Annotated in this window: 1 protein-coding gene; it reads left to right on the forward strand. The window is 64.9% G+C overall.

Annotation, left to right across the window (positions count from 1 at the left end; all coding sequences use genetic code 11):
- A partial coding sequence (locus HL666_RS33895; RefSeq protein ID WP_172185810.1) for an Hpt domain-containing protein occupies positions 1-345 on the forward strand: 345 nt, incomplete at both ends.

Raw genomic sequence — 345 nt, forward strand, 5'->3', positions numbered from 1 at the left:
ATACCGTCGACAATCAGTTGGTGCGGTTCGAGCAGGAGCCGAACAACGCCAAGATCCTGGATAACATCTTCCGCCTGGTGCACACGATCAAGGGGACCTGCGGCTTCCTCGGCCTGCCGCGACTCGAAGCGCTGGCGCATGCTGCCGAAACCCTGATGGGCAAATTCCGCGACGGCATGCCGGTGACCGGCGAGGCCGTCACGCTGATCCTGACCACGATCGACCGAATCAAGGACCTGCTCGGACAGCTCGAGGCCAATGAGGCCGAGCCCGAAGGCGAGGACCGCGACCTCATCAGCGAGCTCGAGGCGATGGTCGAGCGCGGCATGGCCGCGATGGCCGCCG

Origin of the sequence: Bradyrhizobium aeschynomenes, assembly GCF_013178945.1 — a bacterium.
GTDB lineage: Bacteria > Pseudomonadota > Alphaproteobacteria > Rhizobiales > Xanthobacteraceae > Bradyrhizobium > Bradyrhizobium aeschynomenes.